This is a genomic window from Allomuricauda sp. R78024, assembly GCF_044596045.1.
In the GTDB taxonomy this organism is placed as follows: domain Bacteria; phylum Bacteroidota; class Bacteroidia; order Flavobacteriales; family Flavobacteriaceae; genus Flagellimonas.
Genome location: NZ_CP138995.1, coordinates 2,180,923 through 2,198,670, shown reverse-complemented (window position 1 = coordinate 2,198,670; position 17,748 = coordinate 2,180,923). Strand labels below are relative to the sequence as shown.

Below are 17,748 nucleotides of genomic sequence, written 5' to 3'. Positions count from 1 at the left end.
ACATTTCAACTCTTTATTTGATTTTCATAAATTTGATTTATGGTAAAGAAAAAGACCTTAGAAAACTTTTATTCAGAATCGGGCAATCAAGTTCCTGAAAGTTTAAAATCTGGAATAGGTCATTTTAATGTATTCAAATTGGATGAGTTTGCCGGTCCCAAGGCAAAGCCTATGCCCTTTAACCGGAGGGAATATTTTAAGATAAGTTTGGTCACCGGTAAAAGCAGGGTGCATTATGCTGATAAAATTGTGAATGTGGATAAGCATGTCTTTGTTTTTTCAAATCCACAAATTCCATACAACTGGGAGCAAATTGATGAACAGCTCACTGGTTATTTCTGTGTATTCACAGAAGCCTTTTTTCATCAGTTTGGAAATTTATTGAATTACCCTGTTTTTCAACCCAGCGGGCATCCTGTTTTTGAATTGACTGATGACCAAGTTGATTCATTTACTCCTGTTTTTAAACGAATGTTCGCCGAAATCAATTCCGATTATGCCTACAAATATGATATTCTTCGAAACCTAGTTTTTGAGCTGATTCATTCCGCAATGAAACTTCAGCCTGCCAATCTTGCTTCCAACATGCATTCCAATGCCTCAGAGCGAATTTCCTCATTGTTTGCAGAATTGTTGGAAAGACAGTTTCCAGTTGAAAGTCCAACCCAACGAATGCAATTGCGTTCTCCTGCTGATTTTGCAAAACAGTTGGGTGTTCATATTAACCATTTAAACAGGGCTTTAAAAGAAACCATGCAAAAAAGCACTTCAATTCTTATTGCAGAAAGGGTTGTAAAAGAGTCCAAGATTCTAATCCGACACACGAATTGGAACGTTTCCGAAATTGGACATTCCCTAGGGTTCGAAGAAACAGCACATTTTTCAAATTTCTTCAAGAAACACACCTCCTATTCCCCTCTTAAGTTCAGAAAAGCAGAAATTGTTTGATTTTTGCAAGTATTGGATTGGTGTTCGCAAATAAATCCTTGCCATAACAAAGAACTTTGTGGTGTTCAAAAATTAAAACTGAAAACACATGAATACTACAAAAATTGCATTGATAACAGGTGGCAGCCGAGGATTGGGTAAAGACATGGCCTTAAACATTGCTAAAAAAGGATTGAATGTTGTGATTACTTACAATTCAAATGAAGCGGCAGCACAGGACACCCTAAAGGAAATAGCCGCATTGGGATGTAAAGGTATAGCACTGAAACTGGATACTAGGAAGGTGGATGATTTTCCAATTTTCAAAGAACGGTTGGTTCAAGAGCTTGATGAACAATGGAACATCAATAAGATTGATTACTTAATTAACAACGCTGGTTTTGGATACAACGCCTCCATAGCGGAAACAACCGAAGAAGGCTTTGATGATCTGTTGAATGTACACTTGAAAGGAGTTTATTTCTTAACCCAAACCTTATTTGATGTTATGAACGATGACGGAGGAATCATTAATATCTCCAGTGGTCTAGCACGCTTTTCTTTTCCAGGCTATGCCGCCTATGCTGTTATGAAAGGAGGTATTGAAGTATTTACGCGCTATCTGGCCAAGGAGTTAGGTGAACGCAGGATAAAAGCCAACACAGTGGCACCTGGTGCTATCAATACCGATTTTAATAAAGAACGTTTTGAGCAAGCCCCACAAATAGTGGATATGATTGCCTCTTTAACTGCATTAGGTCGTGTTGGGGAAAGTGATGATATTGGTAGTGTTGTTGCTTTTCTATGTACTGAAGATGCTAAATGGGTAAACGGCCAGCGCATTGAGGCCTCTGGCGGGATGTTCGTTTAAAAAACTTTGTTTAAAGCCCCTTTCGGGGCTTTTATTTTTCAAAATACAAGAGTTAGCTACCTTTGTTCACGCACTTTCTAAAGAGATAATAAAAAAACTCATAAATGAATATGGATTATGAAACAAATTAACTGGTTTGAACGAAAATTTGATTTTTCATTCGAACAAAACATTTTTCCATCAATCATTGAAAGATTAACGGGAACCACACTTCGCTTAACTTCCAAGATCCAAGAAATTCCATTAGAACTGCTTGAAGCAAAACCGAAGGGCAAATGGTCCATAAAAGAAAACATAGGTCATCTAATTGATTTGGAGCCATTATGGCAAGGACGACCAGAAGACATATTAAATCAAGAAAAATGTTTGAGGCCAACTGACTTAGACAATAAACAAACGGATTTCGCACAACATAATTCCAAAGATATCGATGAGTTGCTAACCAGGTTTGAAGAATTACGGAGAACAACTTTAGAAAAATTATCCGGATTATCTGACCAAGAGGTGTATAAAACAGCTCTACATCCCCGACTGGAAAAGCCAATGAGAGTAATGGATTTGTTTCTATTTGTTGCTGAACATGACGATCATCATTTAGCAAGAATAACGGAAATAAAAAACACCTAAAGCACAAAGTTTAAAATGACAATCACACTAAACTATGGTGCGCAAACCTATCAACACCCCTAGTTAACAACTCACCCATTCTATAGATCAAAATTCGAGCTAAACTTGTAAATTTGCATTTTCTTAATCCGTTCAACAACTAGGCTGATATGATTCATTTCTTTGGAGATGTGGCGACAAAAGTGTTCGCAGTCCAAACCGCTCGAGAAATTGCAACAAAAGACATTGAAAAACTAACATGGTTGTTCGGCAACCAACCTAAGATAAATATGGCGTCTCTCGACGCCTTTTTTGTTGGCCCCCGCGCAGCTATGGTGACCCCATGGAGTACCAATGCCACGGAGATTACCCAAAATATGGGGATTGAAGGAATCATCAGAATTGAAGAATTCCATGCTGTTGAAGAAGCCCATACCGATTATGATCCCATGCTCCTTCAAAAATATGATGGCCTTGATCAAAATAGCTATACCATTAGCATAACTCCAGAACCAATTTTGGAGATTGAGGATATTGCTGGATACAATGCGCAAGAAGGTTTGGCACTAAATGAAGACGAAGTAGGCTATTTGGAAAACCTTTCCCAAAAGTTGGGGCGAAAATTGACAGACTCTGAGGTTTTTGGCTTTAGCCAAGTGAATTCAGAACACTGTCGCCATAAAATTTTCAATGGTACTTTTATTATTGATGGGCAGGAAATGCCCTCATCACTTTTCAAACTCATTAAAAAAACATCAGAAAAGCATCCAAACGATATCGTTTCTGCTTACAAGGACAACGTAGCCTTCATAAAAGGTCCTAAAGTGGTTCAGTTTGCACCAAAAAGTGCCGATAAGCCAGATTTTTATGAGGAAGATGAATTCGAATCTGTTTTGTCTATAAAAGCTGAGACCCACAACTTTCCAACAACAGTAGAACCTTTTAATGGAGCAGCCACAGGTTCTGGTGGCGAAATCAGAGATCGTTTAGCTGGAGGTAAGGGCTCCTTACCTCTTGCTGGTACTGCCGTGTATATGACGTCCTATTCCAGATTGGAAGAGAATAGACCTTGGGAAAACGGGATGCAAGAACGAGAATGGTTGTATCAGACTCCTATGGATATTTTGATAAAGGCATCCAACGGCGCATCAGATTTTGGGAATAAGTTTGGACAGCCTTTAATCGCAGGTTCTGTATTAACTTTTGAACACCAAGAAACTGCTTTACAAAGCGGTCATCCTGAACCTGTCGAAGGAGATGGCGAAGGGAAAGCACACATCGACAAGCTCAGTGTGACATCCAGAAGATTAGGATTTGATAAAGTCATCATGCTTGCCGGAGGTATTGGATATGGAAAAGCAGAGCAGGCTTTAAAAGACATTCCAAAAAAGGGAGACAGAATAGTCATTCTAGGTGGTGATAATTATCGCATAGGTATGGGTGGAGCTGCCGTATCCAGTGCAGATACGGGAGAATTTAGTTCAGCTATTGAGTTGAACGCGGTACAACGTTCCAATCCCGAAATGCAAAAGCGAGCTTCCAACGCTATTCGAGGAATGGTGGAAAGTCATGATAATCCCATCGTTTCTATACATGATCATGGTGCAGGTGGCCACCTCAACTGTTTATCTGAATTAGTGGAGGAAACCGGAGGTAAAATCAACACGGACAAACTTCCTGTTGGGGATCCAACGTTATCTGCAAAAGAACTTATTGGAAATGAGTCCCAAGAACGAATGGGATTAGTAATTGGAGAAAAAGATTTAGAATTACTGGATAAAATTGCTGCCAGAGAACGTTCACCTATTTATAATGTTGGTGAAGTAACCGGGGATCACCGTTTTATTTTTGAGTCTCAAAAATCGAGTGAAAAACCAATGGATTTAGAGCTGGCTGATATGTTTGGGAGCTCTCCAAAAACCATAATGGACGACATAGTCGTTAAGAGAGATTATGATGCACTTTCGTATAGTTTAGAAAATTTTCATGATTATCTGGAAAACGTATTGCAATTGGAAGCTGTTGCCTGTAAGGATTGGCTAACAAACAAGGTCGATCGTTGTGTTGGAGGCCGTGTAGCCAAACAACAATGTGCTGGGCCCTTGCAGTTGCCATTGAACAATTGCGGTGTAATGGCAATGGACTTTAAAGGAAAAGAAGGCGTTGCAACCAGTATTGGGCACTCCCCTATTTCAGGTTTGATAAACCCTTCTGCCGGAAGTAAAAATAGTATTGCAGAAGCTTTAACCAATATGGTCTGGGCGCCGTTAAAAGATGGTTTACATTCTGTTTCTCTGTCCGCAAATTGGATGTGGCCTTGTAAAAACGAAGGAGAAGATGCCAGATTGTATGAAGCGGTAAAAGCAGTATCTGAATTTTCCATTGAATTGGGTATCAATGTCCCAACAGGAAAGGATTCGCTTTCCATGAAACAGAAATACAAAGATGGTGATGTAATTTCCCCAGGAACTGTAATTATTTCTGCAGCCGGAAACTGCAACGATATTACCAAAATTGTTGAGCCCGTTCTTCAGAAAGATGGCGGAAATATCTACTATATCAATGTTTCAAAAGACGAATATAAATTAGGTGGTTCTTCCTTTAGCCAAATTCTTAATGAAATTGGTGATGAAACACCTTCTGTATTAGATTCAGGCTACCTAAAACTGGTTTTCAATACGGTACAAGAGCTAATCAAAAAAGGTCAAATCCTTGCAGGACATGATGTGGCTTCTGGAGGATTAATTACTACCCTTTTGGAAATGTGCTTTGCGGACACACAATTGGGTGCAAACCTAGATCTATCAAACTTAGGAGAAACGGATACTATCAAACTATTGTTTTCGGAGAATACAGGAATCGTGTTTCAATCCAAAGACGCCTCCATTGAAAAAACACTTTCAGATGCAGGCATTGACTTTGAAAATATAGGTTCCGTAGCTTCTACGGACATGTTGAGCATCAAAAATAATGGAATAGAGATAGGGCTTAACGTGACATCACTTCGGGATACTTGGTTTAAAACCTCTTATCTTCTGGATGACAAGCAAACTGCAAATGGATTGGCCAAGGACCGTTACAACAACTATAAAAATCAACCTTTAGCTTATGATTTTCCCAAAAGCTTTACTGGTGAATTGCCATCTAGAGTTCAATTAGAAGGTGGGCGGCCAAAAGCAGCTATTTTACGTGAAAAAGGAAGTAATTCTGAACGTGAAATGGCAAATGCCATGTATTTGGCGGGGTTTGATGTAAAGGATGTTCACATGACCGATTTAATTTCGGGTAGGGAAACACTGGAAGACATTCAATTTATTGGTGCCGTAGGCGGTTTTTCCAATTCTGATGTACTTGGGAGTGCAAAAGGTTGGGCAGGTGCCTTCAAGTACAACGAAAAGGCCAATAAGGCACTAAAAGATTTCTTTGCTAGACCAGATACGATATCCGTAGGAATTTGTAATGGATGTCAATTGTTTTTAGAATTGGATATGATCAATCCAGAACATGAAAAGCTTTCAAAAATGACCTATAATGCTTCCGGAAAGCATGAGAGCAACTTCACTTCTGTAAAAATTCAAGAAAACAACTCTGTTATGCTCTCTTCATTGGCAGGCACCACTCTAGGGGTGTGGATTTCTCACGGTGAAGGAAAATTTAATCTTCCCCTTTCAGAAGAAAACTATAGTATCGTTGCCAAATACGGATATAAAGGATACCCCACAAATCCAAACGGAAGTGATTATAACACTGCCATGTTATGTGATAATACTGGAAGGCATTTGGTGACCATGCCACATATTGAACGTTCCACCTTCCCATGGAACTGGGCACATTATCCGAAAGATAGAAATGATGTTGTTTCACCATGGTTAGAGGCTTTTGTGAATGCAAAAAAGTGGGTTGAAAAGAATTCGTAATTTACAGATTCTAATCGACCACCAATAATTATGGAAAATCAACAAGGAGTAAACAGAAGAAGCTTCATTAAAAAGTCTTCTTTGTTAACGATGGGGGCACTCGGAACAACCGGCCTAATAGCAGCACCGCATCTAAAACCATTACCAAGTTTTACCAAGGATAGCGATTTAAACATCTTTGGACCTAAGGAGGGCTATACTCCTCAGCTAGGAACTTTGGTTTCTATGATGAATTGGATGCGATATGTGATCTTAAGACCAGTGCAGGATATGAGCGTATCCGACTTGGACTATTTGGTAGATGATGATGCCAATAGTATTGGTGCCATGTTAATGCATTTGGCTGCTACCGAACGCTTTTATCAAATTCATACGTTTGAAGGCAAAACCTGGGGCGATTGGTCAAAAGAAGATTCAGATAAATGGTCCGTGGCATCAGGTTTAGGTGAAAAAGCAAGAAAAGAAATCAAAGGAAAACCTTTGGATTATTATTTGGAAGAAATGACCAAGGTTAGAGAATTCACCTTATCAGAATTTGCCAAGCGTGATGATGATTGGCTCATGGCCGTCGACAATGAATTTCCCTGGGGCCCTACCAATAATTACTGTAAATGGTTTCATGTTTGTGAGCACGAGTCCAATCACAATGGACAGTTTAAGTTTATTAAATCTAGAATTACTTCGTAACCTTGCAGATTCGAAAAGCGAAAAAAGAAGATGTTTCCGTAATTGTGCAAATGATTGCCAATGATAAATTGGGCAAATTACGTGAGGATTATAAATTGCCTCTACCGGAAAAATACCTTAAAGCTTTTGATAATATAGACCATGATCCAAATCAGGAATTGGTGGTAATTGAAGACGAGTCTGGAAAGGTCATTGGAACATTACAACTAAGCTTTATTCAGTATTTAACCTACCAAGGAGGTATTAGAGCCCAAATTGAAGCTGTTCGTGTGCATGAAAATTATCGTGGAAAAGGAATTGGCAAAATTTTATTTCAATGGGCCATTGAGCGATCAAAGTTGAAAGGCGCTCATGTAGTGCAACTGACTACCGATAAAAAGAGACCTGACGCTTTGGAGTTTTATAAAACACTCGGATTTGTAGCTTCGCATGAGGGAATGAAACTACATCTAGTCTAAACACAGGAGTTATGAGTTTTGAACCCATACTTCATAATGTATCAAAGCACATACAGCTCAACTCCAAAGAAATAGAATTGTTCACTTCTTATTTAACTGAAAAAAGATTGGGTAAGGGGCAGGTTTTGTTAGAGCAAGGTGCTTTCTGCGATGGTATTTCCTTTGTGAACAATGGTATACTTCGCGCTTATTTTCTAAGTGAAGAAGGTAAGGAAACAACCATTATGTTTGCTATAAAAGACTGGTGGGTTACTGATATGTTTGCATTTACCAAGAAAAAGAAAAGTATGCTTAGCATAGAGGCACTGGAACCATCTATGGTGTTTTTATTGAGTAAAGTCAATTTTGAGCGTTTACTACTGGAAATCCCAAAATTTGAAAGGTTTTTTAGGATTTTGATGCAAAATGCTTACATCCGTGAACAACAGAGGGGGCTGGAAAATCTATCCCTTACGGCTAAAAAGAAGTATGACATCTTCATGGAAAAATACCCTTCAATAGCATCACAGCTCAACCAAAAACAAATTGCTTCGTATTTAGGCATTACCCCAGAATTCCTTAGTATGGTTCGCAATGGCAAATAATATTCAATTTCTTAAACTATTTTATTTTTTCTGATTTAGTTAATAGGTTCCTTTACAAAAACTAATGACCATGATGATCTTAATTGCTGGGCCGTACCGGAGTGGTACCAACAATGACCCAAAACTCATGAAAAAAAATCTTGAACATCTAGAATCAGCTGCACTACCTCTTTTTAGAATGGGTCATATGCCCATTATTGGAGAATGGTTGGCATTGCCATTATTGAAGTTGGCAGGTGCAAAAGAGCCTGGTGATGATGTCTGGCAAGAAATTCAATATCCGGCCGCTCATAGAATGTTATTGAAATGTGATGCCGTTTTGAGATTGGAAGGAGAATCAAAAGGGGCAGATAATGATGTTAAAGTAGCCAGAGCAAATGGATTGAAAGTCTATTATTCACTTGATGAAATTTCTCCTACATTATAAAATTTACTAATTCTTTAACATTTTAAATCTCTAATTAAGAATTCCATTTCTTAGTGTGGGCCTGATTTGCTATTTTGCAATTACTTTACAGAAACTTACTATGCAAACAGTTACCAGACTTTTTGATTTTCCATATTATCAATTGGAAAAATTCCCCCTTGAAAAATCACTTGTTACCAAATATGATGGTAAATGGGTTGCTACTTCAACAAAGGACTATATTGATCAAGCCAATACCATTAGTAGGGCGCTTTTAAAATTGGGAGTAAAACCCAATGATAAGATTGCCGTAATTTCTATGAACAATAGAACAGAATGGAATATTATGGATATTGGCATCCTGCAGATAGGTGCTCAAAACGTACCTATATATCCAACTATTTCTGCATCAGATTACGAATACGTATTAAACCATTCAGAAGCCAAATATTGTTTTGTTTCTTGTAATGAAGTTTTGGAAAAAGTATTGGAGGTTACCCCAAGGCTAAAAAAATTAAAGGATGTCTACTCTTTTGATGGTCTATCCAATTGTAAAAACTGGAAAGAGGTATTAGAATTGGGAACGGATAACTCCAATCAAGACGAGGTAGAAAGACTAAAAGCTAATGTGCAGCCAGGAGATTTGGCTACTTTAATTTACACCTCTGGAACAACGGGAAGACCAAAAGGAGTCATGTTGTCCCATGATAACCTTGTGAGCAATGCCATAGAAAGCTCAAAACGATTCCCAATTGTGGATGGTGAAACTAAATCATTGAGTTTTCTTCCGCTCTGTCACGTTTACGAGCGCATGCTTATATATCTGTACCAATTTAGAGGAGTGACAATCTATTATGCGGAATCCCTAGAAACTATAAGTGACAATCTTAAGGAAACAGCTCCACATGTAATGACAGCTGTCCCTCGATTGTTGGAAAAAGTATATGATAAAATTATTGCCAAAGGTGCAGCACTAGGCGGTATAAAAAAGAATCTTTTCTTTTGGGCCGTAGAAGTGGGTCTAAAATATGAGCCTTATGGAAAAAATGGTTGGTGGTACGAAAAGAAACTGGCATTGGCCAGAAAACTGATTTTTAGCAAATGGAAAGAAGGATTAGGCGGCAACCTTGCACTAATAGCTTCAGGAAGTGCAGCGTTACAACCAAGGTTGGCCAGAATTTTTAATGCTGCGGAAATGGGTGTTATGGAGGGTTATGGTCTAACGGAAACCTCACCTGTTGTTTCTGTAAATGATATGCGGGGCAATGGTTTTAGAATTGGTACCGTAGGAATTCCAATAGACAGAACTGAGGTTAAAATTGCTGAAGATGGTGAAATCTGTATAAAAGGTCCGCAGGTAATGCTGGGTTATTATAAAGATCCTGAAAAAACAGCAGAAGTAATTATTGACGGTTACTTTCATACGGGTGATATTGGCGAAGTAGATGCAGACGGGTTTTTAAAAATCACAGACCGTAAGAAAGAAATGTTCAAAACCTCAGGAGGTAAATATGTAGCACCTCAATTGCTTGAAAATCGTTTTAAACAATCCCGTTTTATTGAGCAGATCATGGTAGTGGGCGAAGGGGAAAAAATGCCAGCTGCCTTAATTCAACCAAATTTTGAATTTTTATACGAATGGGCCGAACGCCACAAAATCACCTTTGGTGAAAACTCCGACATTATTTTAAATGAGCGAGTAATCTCCAGAATACAAGAAGAAGTAGATTTGGCAAATGAAGAATTTGCGAAGTGGGAAAAAGTAAAACAGTTTAGGTTGACTCCAGATGTTTGGAGTGTAGACGATGGACACCTTACTCCTACCATGAAGTTGCGCAGAAAAATTGTAAAAGAAAAGTATCTGGAGTTGTATAATAGTATCTACGGGTATTAATAAAAAGCCTGTTCAACTTTTAAAAAAACAAGCCTACTTCAATAGTGGGCTTTTGTTTTGAATGCAATAATTAATTTATTAAATTTATTATGCATGCATAATAAATTTTCCTATATTTGACATTACCAAACCTCTTCTATGAAAGATTTAACCGTAGACTATGCTTTAAGGGCCACGTGGCAAGCTGTTATCAAAATGTATAACGAAGAAGCTAGAAATTATGGACTTACCATGGCCATTGGTTTTACGCTACTAAGTATTGACCCAAAAAAAGGTACTCCGAGCACAGCACTGGGCCCAAAAATGGGTATGGAGGCAACTAGTCTGTCAAGAATTCTAAAAAGCATTGAAGAGAAAGGATATATTCAACGTAAGCCGAATCCAAAAGATGGTAGAGGTGTTTTGATTCATTTAACCGCTTTAGGGTTAGAGAAACGGAGAGATTCCAAAGATGTGGTATTGCGTTTTAACGAAGTGGTGCGCGAACATGTATCTGATGACGATTTGTTAGGATTTTTCAAAACCGCGGACATAATCAATAGACTTATTCTGGATAAGAAAGTCTACATAAAAACTACTGTTAATTAATCTAAGTTTATAAATGAAAAGGCATATCAATAAAGTTGCCGTTATCGGTTCTGGTATCATGGGAAGTGGAATAGCCTGCCATTTTGCTAATATTGGAGTTGAAGTCTTATTGCTCGATATCGTTCCAAGAGAGCTTAACGAGAAAGAAAAAGCAAAGAAATTAACCTTGGAAGATAAGGCCGTTCGCAACCGATTGGTCAATGACTCTTTGATTACAGCATTAAAATCAAAACCCTCCCCTATCTACCATCAAAAGTTCGCCAATAGAATTACCACGGGGAATCTTGAAGATGACATTTCAAAAGTTAATGAAGTTGATTGGATCATAGAAGTAGTTGTAGAGCGATTGGACATCAAAAAACAAGTTTTTGAGAACTTGGAAAAATATCGGAAGCCTGGCACGTTGATTACATCGAATACTTCAGGTATTCCCATAAAATTTATGAATGAAGGAAGAAGTGACGATTTTAAAGAACACTTCTGTGGAACACATTTCTTCAATCCTGCCAGATATCTAAAACTTTTTGAAATTATTCCTGGCCCTGAGACGTCTCTAGAAGTATTAGCCTTTTTGAACGGCTATGGTGAACAATATTTAGGGAAAACTTCTGTTGTTGCCAAAGATACACCTGCCTTCATAGGAAACAGAATAGGCATCTTCAGTATTCAAAGCTTGTTCCATACTGTTAAGGATTTGGGCATGACTGTGGAAGAAGTTGATAAACTTACCGGCCCAGTAATTGGCAGACCTAAATCTGCTACGTTCCGTACTGTGGATGTTGTGGGCTTGGATACTTTAGTTCATGTGGCAAATGGAATTCACGAGAACTGTAAAGATGATGAGCGGATAGCGCTTTTCCAATTGCCAGATTTCATCAATACCATGATGAAAAACAAATGGTTGGGGAGCAAATCAGGCCAAGGTTTTTACAAAAAAATAAAAGGTGATAATGGCAAAAGTGAAATCCTCACATTGGATTTGGACACTATGGATTATCGTTCCAAAAAAAGCGCAAAATTTGCCACTTTGGAACTGACCAAAACTATAGATAAGGTTGTTGACCGTTTTCCAATATTAACCTCAGGAAAAGATAAGGCCGGAGAGTTTTATAGAAAAAGTTTTGGAGCACTGTTTGCATATGTATCACACAGGATTCCAGAAATATCTGATGAACTGTATAAGATAGATGATGCAATGAAAGCTGGATTCGGATGGGAACATGGACCTTTCCAAATTTGGGACGCAGTAGGATTAGAGAAAGGACTGGAATTTATTAAGGCAGAAGGTTTAGAGGCAGCGTCTTGGGTTACTGAAATGAAAGAATCTGAAATTGATGCATTCTATTCAGTTAAAGATGGTGCCACTCATTTTTATGATATCCCAAAAAAGGCTGTTGAAAAAATTCCGGGACAAGATTCGTTTATCATACTTGATAATATAAGAAAATCTAATGAAGTCTTTAAAAATAGCGGCGTAGTTATAGAAGATTTAGGTGATGGAATTCTAAATCTGGAATTTCAATCCAAAATGAATACCATAGGTGGTGATGTTTTGGCTGGATTAAATAAAGCTATTGACATTGCCGAAAAAGATTTTCAGGGCTTGGTTGTTGGTAATCAAGCGGCTAATTTTTCCGTTGGTGCCAATATAGGTATGATTTTCATGATGGCAGTGGAACAAGAATATGATGAGCTGAATATGGCCATAAAGATGTTCCAAGACACCATGATGCGAATGCGATATTCATCCATTCCTACCATTTCCGCGCCACATGGCATGTGTTTAGGCGGTGGTTGTGAACTTTCCATGCATGCTGACAAAGTAGTTGCGGCAGCAGAGACCTATATAGGGTTAGTAGAGTTCGGTGTTGGGGTTATCCCAGGTGGTGGTGGTTCCAAAGAAATGGCACTTAGAGCATCTGATACTTTTAGAAAAAATGATGTTGAGTTAAATGTCCTTCAAGAATATTTCTTAACCATTGGTATGGCAAAAGTTTCCACATCAGCATATGAAGCTTTCGATTTAGGAATTCTTCAAAAAGGAAAAGATGTAGTGGTTGTAAACAAAGACCGACAAATTGCCACGGCCAAAGCCCATGCCAAGCTAATGGCAGAAGCTGGGTATACACAACCTCCCAAAAGAAAAGATGTAAAGGTTCTTGGAAAACAGGCTTTGGGGATGTTTTTGGTTGGAACGGATGCTATGGAAGCTGGACATTACATTTCAGAACATGATAGAAAAATTGCCAATAAATTGGCCTATGTAATGGCGGGTGGAGATCTATCCGAAGCCAGTTATGTTTCTGAACAATATCTTTTAGATATAGAGCGTGAGGCATTTCTTTCCCTTTGTACAGAGAGAAAAACACTTGAAAGGATACAACATATGTTGAAAACAGGTAAACCTTTAAGAAATTAGAATGAAAACAGCATATATCGTAAAAGCATATAGAACAGCAGTGGGCAAAGCGCCTAAAGGATTGTTCAGATTCAAAAGACCAGATGAGTTGGCAGCTGAGACTATTGAGCACATGATGAAGGAGCTACCTCAACTCGATAAAAGAAGAATTGACGACGTCATTGTAGGAAATGCAATGCCAGAAGCTGAACAAGGGTTGAATATGGCACGTTTAATTTCCTTGATGGGTCTTAATATTGACGATGTTCCAGGAGTTACTGTCAACAGGTACTGTGCATCGGGGCTAGAAACTATTGGTATTGCCACAGCTAAGATTCAATCAGGTATGGCAGACTGTATTATAGCAGGCGGAGCGGAAAGCATGAGCTATATTCCAATGGGGGGATATAAACCAACTCCGGACTATGCCACCGCCAAAGAAGGCCATGAAGACTATTATTGGGGAATGGGTTTAACTGCGGAAGCAGTAGCACAACAATTCAAGGTTTCCCGTGAGGACCAAGATGTATTCGCCTATAGTTCTCATATGAAAGCCTTAAAAGCACAGGAGGAAAATCGGTTCCAAGACCAAATTGTTCCTATAGAGGTAGAACACACTTTTGTGAGCGAAGCAGGTAAAAAGGAAACCAAAACATATACAGTAAAAAAGGATGAAGGACCAAGAAAAGGTACTAACATCCCTACCCTTAATAAACTTAGACCTGTTTTTGCTGCAGGCGGAAGCGTAACCGCAGGGAATTCCTCTCAAATGAGTGATGGTGCAGCCTTTGTCATGGTGATGAGTGAGGAAATGGTTAAGGAATTGAACCTTGAGCCCATTGCGCGCTTGGTAAACTACGCTGCGGCAGGAGTAGAACCCAGAATTATGGGGATAGGTCCAGTAAAAGCTATTCCAAAAGCTTTGAAACAAGCAGGAATGAAACAAAATGACATTGAGCTAATAGAACTGAATGAAGCATTTGCATCTCAGTCTTTAGCGGTTATACGCGAATTGGATTTAAACCAAGAGATTGTAAACGTGAACGGCGGAGCTATTGCATTAGGACATCCACTTGGTTGTACAGGGGCAAAGCTTTCTGTTCAACTGTTTGATGAAATGCGGAAACGAGATATGCAAGGAAAATATGGAATGGTAACCATGTGCGTTGGTACCGGACAAGGCGCAGCGGGTATTTATGAATTTTTGAATTAGAATGAATTAAATAGTAATGCTATGAGTACTGAAACCCTAAATAAAGATATTCTAAGAGGCGGTCAATTTTTGGTAAAAGAAACCAATTGTGAAGATGTTTTCACCCTTGAAGACTTGACCGAAGAACAGAAAATGATGCGTGATAGCACCAAAGAGTTTGTGGATAGAGAACTTTGGGCACACTGGGAGCGTTTTGAGAAAAAGGACTATGCCTATACAGAAGAAACCATGCGTAAAGCAGGAGAATTGGGCTTACTTAGTGTAGCTGTACCAGAATCTTATGGCGGTATGGGAATGGGCTTCGTGTCTACCATGTTGGTATGCGATTACATTTCTGGCGCTACAGGTTCTTTCAGTACTGCATTTGGGGCTCATACAGGTATTGGAACTATGCCAATAATCCTGTACGGTACTGAAGAACAAAAACAAAAATATGTTCCAAAATTAGCATCAGGTGAATGGTTTGGGGCTTATTGCCTAACAGAACCTGGAGCAGGTTCTGATGCAAATTCTGGTAAAACCAAAGCAGTACTTTCAGAAGATGGCAAGCATTATTCTATTTCAGGACAAAAAATGTGGATTTCCAATGCTGGGTTTTGTAATGTTTTTATAGTTTTTGCTAGAATAGAAGATGATAAAAATATTACTGGTTTCATAATTGAAAATGACCCCAGTAATGGGATAACCCTTGGAGATGAGGAAAAGAAATTAGGAATTCACTCCTCCTCTACCCGTCAAGTGTTTTTTAGCGAGACAAAGGTGCCTGTTGAAAATATGCTGTCTGAAAGAGGAAATGGTTTCAAAATAGCCATGAATGCTCTTAATGTAGGTAGAATCAAATTAGCAGCTGCCTGTTTAGAAGCACAAAGACGCGTTATCAATGAAGCAACCAAATATGCAAATGAGCGTGTTCAGTTTAAAACACCTATAATAAATTTTGGTGCGATTAAGGCCAAAATTGCAGATATGGCAACCAACGCCTATGCGGATGAATCAGCTTGTTACCGTGCCGCTAAAAATATTGAGGATAGAATTTCAATAAGGGAAGTCGAAGGGAATACACATCAAGAGGCAGAACTTAAAGGAGTTGAGGAATACGCCATTGAATGTTCCATTCTTAAAGTGGCAGTTTCAGAACATGTACAGCAAACTACAGACGAAGGGATTCAAATTTTTGGGGGAATGGGCTTTAGCGCAGATACTCCAATGGAATCTGCTTGGAGAGATGCCCGTATATCAAGAATCTATGAAGGAACCAACGAAATCAACAGAATGTTGGCAGTGGGCATGTTGGTAAAGAAAGCAATGAAAGGCCATGTTGATTTATTAGGACCTGCAACGGCTGTTGGTGAAGAGTTAATGGGCATTCCATCCTTTGACACACCGGATTTCTCTGAACTGTTTGCTGAAGAAAAGGATTTAATAACTAGATTGAAAAAGGTTTTCTTGATGATTGCTGGAAGTGCCGTGCAGAAATTTGGTCCCAGCTTGGAAGAACACCAAATGGTATTATTATCTGCTTCTGACATTTTGATTCAAGTTTATTTGTCAGAATCCACTATCTTACGGACGGAGAAAAATGCGAAAAGATTTGGAGAAGAGTCTCAATCTACTCAAATTGCAATGTCCAAATTAAATTTATACAAGGCTGTGGACATCATTAACCAAAAAGGCAAAGAAGCTATTGTTTCTTTTACCGAGGGAGATGAACAACGTATGATGCTTATGGGATTAAAACGTTTTACGAAATATACAAATCAACCCAATGTCGTAGCACTACGCACGCAAATAGCGGACAAAGTAGCTGCGGATAATGGGTATACCTTTGACTAATTCAAATGATGCTGAAACAAAGCTGATTTGGAAACCGCTCCGCTTGGAGCGGTTTTTTTATTTATCAAAGAGTGTAACCTAACGAAAGTGAAATTTGAGAAAGATTATCTCTTTGAACCGATGCTCCTTGAACATCACCGTCAACTAGATTTTGCCCGATTAAATAATTGAATCGTAAATAAGCTCTTTTATTATATGAGTATCCTATTCCAAGAGATGGAACGACATCATTGCTCCTAGAAATTGGAGCAAATTTATTTGTTTCCGGTGGTCTGGCAATAATCCCATTAAAGATAGACTCTTGATCCAAAGTAGCATCTAAGTAAAAGTTTACTAAAAAACCAGCGTCCAAAAAAATACTATTCTTATCGGTGATGTTGAAATAGTGTCTTAGACCAACTGATGTTTCCAACGCATTCAAAGAAAGTTTGAGGGTAGTTTCATTAAATTCTGTTGGAGGAAGGTTCAACATATTTTGAATATTTGAATATTGGAGATTTAAAAAAATAGACGTCTTCTGTTTTTTTAAATCTCCAATAAAAGCTTCAACTTCAATTCCTACTTTTACAGAAATCTCATTATCAAAATCAAATGTTTGAGTAAAACTTTTTGCCTCGTAATCTGTATGTTGTAAGCCTGCCAAGATTTTAAACCTAACAAGTGAAAAAAACTTTTGACGAGGTTCTGCATCGTAAATTTTATAGTCAAAATCGCCCAAACATTCATTTAATTTTACAAAATATGACAATACTGATTTCCTTTCATATTTTAAGCTTTGGATATCGAGTGGCTTTTCACAGTTATAATTCTTAAGTAATTGTCTTTTAAACAGGTTATTTTTCTTAATTAAACTGTTATCCAAGTATTCCTTGTATAACAGCGATTCTATTTGTCCATCACTATTTTTAGTTAAAAAAACCGTTTCTTCACCATTTACAATCTGATACAAAGGAACCTTCCCTTGCAATAGTACCCGAGCAAATTGTCTTTTCTTTACAAGTCTAGGTTCCGGAACATCATCCTTATTATTAATTTTGGATTGGGTAATGGGAATTTCAGTATTTATTGCCCTAAAGCTTATTTCTTTTCCAATTCCAAACGCTGTACATTGTTCAATTGTAAATGATTTAACTTCAGAGTTTTCATTTAATTTATAAAAAACCTCTTCTGGTGAAAAAAACCACTTCTCATTTTGAATAAGACACTCCAATTTGTTATCATTATCATCTATAAAATAGCCAGGCTCAAAATCTCCTTGTGAAGATGCGGATATGGATATGACCAGAGAAAATAATAGTGTAAATAGGTTTTTCATTGTTAGGTTTTAAAAGTTTGTATAAAAATCAAGCTTTATAATTAATTTCAA

Annotated in this window: 14 protein-coding genes; 13 read left to right on the top strand and 1 reads right to left on the bottom strand. The window is 38.2% G+C overall.

Annotation, left to right across the window (positions count from 1 at the left end):
* Positions 1-39: 39 nt before the first annotated feature.
* From SJY44_RS09735 to SJY44_RS09675, 13 genes are all read left to right on the top strand, one after another.
* Positions 40-948, top strand: a complete 909-nt coding sequence (locus tag SJY44_RS09735) for a helix-turn-helix domain-containing protein (protein ID WP_396589567.1) — start codon at positions 40-42, stop codon at positions 946-948.
* Between the two features lie 88 nt (positions 949-1,036).
* Complete coding sequence (locus tag SJY44_RS09730) at positions 1,037-1,798, top strand: SDR family NAD(P)-dependent oxidoreductase (RefSeq protein ID WP_396589566.1); 762 nt, start codon at positions 1,037-1,039, stop codon at positions 1,796-1,798.
* A 117-nt stretch (positions 1,799-1,915) separates the two neighbouring features.
* A complete protein-coding gene (locus tag SJY44_RS09725; protein WP_396589565.1) occupies positions 1,916-2,425 on the top strand; it encodes a DinB family protein in 510 nt (169 codons plus the stop codon).
* A 149-nt stretch (positions 2,426-2,574) separates the two neighbouring features.
* Positions 2,575-6,321, top strand: a complete 3,747-nt coding sequence (gene purL / locus SJY44_RS09720) for a phosphoribosylformylglycinamidine synthase (protein WP_396589564.1) — start codon at positions 2,575-2,577, stop codon at positions 6,319-6,321.
* A gap of 30 nt (positions 6,322-6,351) precedes the next feature.
* Positions 6,352-7,008, top strand: coding sequence for a DUF664 domain-containing protein (locus SJY44_RS09715; protein ID WP_298925278.1), 657 nt, complete (start codon positions 6,352-6,354; stop codon positions 7,006-7,008).
* 2 nt (positions 7,009-7,010) lie between these two features.
* Positions 7,011-7,466, top strand: a complete 456-nt coding sequence (locus SJY44_RS09710) for a GNAT family N-acetyltransferase (RefSeq protein WP_298925275.1) — start codon at positions 7,011-7,013, stop codon at positions 7,464-7,466.
* Positions 7,467-7,477: 11 nt separating this feature from the next.
* On the top strand, positions 7,478-8,050 hold the full coding sequence (locus SJY44_RS09705; RefSeq protein ID WP_298925272.1) for a Crp/Fnr family transcriptional regulator: 573 nt from the start codon (positions 7,478-7,480) through the stop codon (positions 8,048-8,050).
* 70 nt (positions 8,051-8,120) lie between these two features.
* A complete protein-coding gene (locus SJY44_RS09700) occupies positions 8,121-8,477 on the top strand; it encodes a DUF4406 domain-containing protein (protein WP_396589563.1) in 357 nt (118 codons plus the stop codon).
* A 100-nt stretch (positions 8,478-8,577) separates the two neighbouring features.
* Positions 8,578-10,350, top strand: a complete 1,773-nt coding sequence (locus tag SJY44_RS09695) for an AMP-dependent synthetase/ligase (RefSeq protein ID WP_396589562.1) — start codon at positions 8,578-8,580, stop codon at positions 10,348-10,350.
* A gap of 138 nt (positions 10,351-10,488) precedes the next feature.
* Positions 10,489-10,938, top strand: a complete 450-nt coding sequence (locus SJY44_RS09690; protein ID WP_396589561.1) for a MarR family winged helix-turn-helix transcriptional regulator — start codon at positions 10,489-10,491, stop codon at positions 10,936-10,938.
* Between the two features lie 13 nt (positions 10,939-10,951).
* Positions 10,952-13,357: a 3-hydroxyacyl-CoA dehydrogenase/enoyl-CoA hydratase family protein gene (locus tag SJY44_RS09685; protein ID WP_396589560.1), complete on the top strand. Its 2,406-nt coding sequence runs from the start codon at positions 10,952-10,954 to the stop codon at positions 13,355-13,357.
* A 1-nt stretch (position 13,358) separates the two neighbouring features.
* Positions 13,359-14,549, top strand: coding sequence for an acetyl-CoA C-acyltransferase (locus SJY44_RS09680; RefSeq protein ID WP_396589559.1), 1,191 nt, complete (start codon positions 13,359-13,361; stop codon positions 14,547-14,549).
* A 21-nt stretch (positions 14,550-14,570) separates the two neighbouring features.
* Positions 14,571-16,382 (top strand): acyl-CoA dehydrogenase family protein, encoded by a 1,812-nt coding sequence (locus tag SJY44_RS09675; RefSeq protein WP_396589558.1) that lies wholly within the window; start codon positions 14,571-14,573, stop codon positions 16,380-16,382.
* Between the two features lie 64 nt (positions 16,383-16,446).
* Here SJY44_RS09675 and SJY44_RS09670 read toward each other — a convergent pair whose 3' ends face one another.
* Positions 16,447-17,697 carry a hypothetical protein gene (locus SJY44_RS09670; protein WP_396589557.1) on the bottom strand — a complete coding sequence of 417 codons (1,251 nt, stop codon included), beginning with the start codon at positions 17,695-17,697 and terminating at the stop codon, positions 16,447-16,449.
* Positions 17,698-17,748: the final 51 nt, after the last annotated feature.

What these genes read in the sequence shown, in the direction of transcription:
- SJY44_RS09700 (WP_396589563.1), top strand. Translation starts at nt 8,121, where the DNA reads ATGATGATCTTAATTGCTGGGCCGTACCGGAGTGGTACCAACAATGAC.
- SJY44_RS09675 (WP_396589558.1), top strand. Translation starts at nt 14,571, where the DNA reads ATGAGTACTGAAACCCTAAATAAAGATATTCTAAGAGGCGGTCAATTT.
- SJY44_RS09725 (WP_396589565.1), top strand. Translation starts at nt 1,916, where the DNA reads ATGAAACAAATTAACTGGTTTGAACGAAAATTTGATTTTTCATTCGAA.
- SJY44_RS09680 (WP_396589559.1), top strand. Translation starts at nt 13,359, where the DNA reads ATGAAAACAGCATATATCGTAAAAGCATATAGAACAGCAGTGGGCAAA.
- SJY44_RS09670 (WP_396589557.1), bottom strand. Translation starts at nt 17,697, where the DNA reads ATGAAAAACCTATTTACACTATTATTTTCTCTGGTCATATCCATATCC.
- purL (WP_396589564.1), top strand. Translation starts at nt 2,575, where the DNA reads ATGATTCATTTCTTTGGAGATGTGGCGACAAAAGTGTTCGCAGTCCAA.
- SJY44_RS09695 (WP_396589562.1), top strand. Translation starts at nt 8,578, where the DNA reads ATGCAAACAGTTACCAGACTTTTTGATTTTCCATATTATCAATTGGAA.
- SJY44_RS09685 (WP_396589560.1), top strand. Translation starts at nt 10,952, where the DNA reads ATGAAAAGGCATATCAATAAAGTTGCCGTTATCGGTTCTGGTATCATG.
- SJY44_RS09735 (WP_396589567.1), top strand. Translation starts at nt 40, where the DNA reads ATGGTAAAGAAAAAGACCTTAGAAAACTTTTATTCAGAATCGGGCAAT.
- SJY44_RS09690 (WP_396589561.1), top strand. Translation starts at nt 10,489, where the DNA reads ATGAAAGATTTAACCGTAGACTATGCTTTAAGGGCCACGTGGCAAGCT.
- SJY44_RS09705 (WP_298925272.1), top strand. Translation starts at nt 7,478, where the DNA reads ATGAGTTTTGAACCCATACTTCATAATGTATCAAAGCACATACAGCTC.
- SJY44_RS09715 (WP_298925278.1), top strand. Translation starts at nt 6,352, where the DNA reads ATGGAAAATCAACAAGGAGTAAACAGAAGAAGCTTCATTAAAAAGTCT.
- SJY44_RS09730 (WP_396589566.1), top strand. Translation starts at nt 1,037, where the DNA reads ATGAATACTACAAAAATTGCATTGATAACAGGTGGCAGCCGAGGATTG.